General features: G+C 56.8%; 1 protein-coding gene. It reads right to left on the bottom strand.

What is annotated here, in order from left to right; translation table 11 throughout:
* The coding region (locus AC066S_RS38885; protein WP_478271917.1) for a class I SAM-dependent methyltransferase at positions 1 to 688 on the bottom strand (688 nt) is incomplete at its 3' end.
* Positions 689 to 1,112: the final 424 nt, after the last annotated feature.

Raw genomic sequence — 1,112 nt, 5'->3', positions numbered from 1 at the left:
CATCGTGGTCCTTCAAGAGTGCAGCCATCGGGGTCGCCGTGAGTTGGAAGCGGACGTAATCCAGCGCCGAGGGAAAGCTAATTTGCTTGGATACGGTCGCAACATTGACATCATCAAAGCCAGCCTGCCGCACCCAGTCGCCGAGGTCCTCGGCAGCGCAGGAAAGATGCTCGGAGCGCTTCGTCCGTGAGGACTGAGCTCCGAGAAAACTGTCGAGTGCCTGCACGAAAGCGTGCGCGACTGGCGTTTGCTCGATGGCGCTGTAAACGCTGAGCCCGACGCGACCTCGCGGCTTGAGAACCCGGGCCATCTCTCTGAGAGCCAGCGGTCGATCAGGGAAGAATTGCAGTCCGAGTTGGCAGAGCACGACATCGAAACTATGCGCCTCGAATGGCAAGTTCAGCGCACTCCCTTCGATCCACTCGACCTTGGTCGATTTCGTCCGAGCCACAGTCAACATCGCCGTGTTGAGGTCTATGCCAACCAACCTCCCGACGTGCCCCCGCTCATCCAACAGCCGCGCCACGACGCCGGTTCCGCAGGCGACATCGAGTACGCTTTCACCCTTTGTCGGTCTGGTACGGTCTAGCAGATCCTTGGCCCAAATCGACGTGATGGCGGGGACGAGATAGCGCTCATAGGCCTCAGGGGCGCTGCCATCCATCTGCCAATGTTCACGCGCTGCCATGACAGCTTCCGAAAAATGCCAGGGTGAAAAGTCAGAACGGCAATGCCAGAAAAGAAACTTTACCTGTGCCGGCCTAGATGGCCAACCGGCACAAGGTCTCCGAAAACTCTATTGCGGCCCTTACCGACATTCGAACTGCATCGCGCCGGCCGTATGGCGGCAACCTTTTCAAAAAGATGCAGTAGTACTGTCCCTTTGACCCCCAAATTCATGGTGGTAGTCTTTTAGCGCGGTCTGTCCGGGAGGACACAATGGGATGGTTTGACCGGCTGTTTGGAAGGATTTCGGCGCCTTCTACCCGACTCTTTGCGAGATTTAGGCGGAAATCACGGGCACCGACAGATCCTGATCTTCTGAAGATTGCCAAAGACCGAAAAAGGCATGTTTCACGAAGAGCCGTGAGAGATGAATATAATCGGCTGCT

The organism is Bradyrhizobium sp. CFUWI, assembly GCF_056429085.1.
Note: the sequence above shows the minus strand (reverse complement) of the source record. Positions and strands in the feature narration are given on the sequence as shown.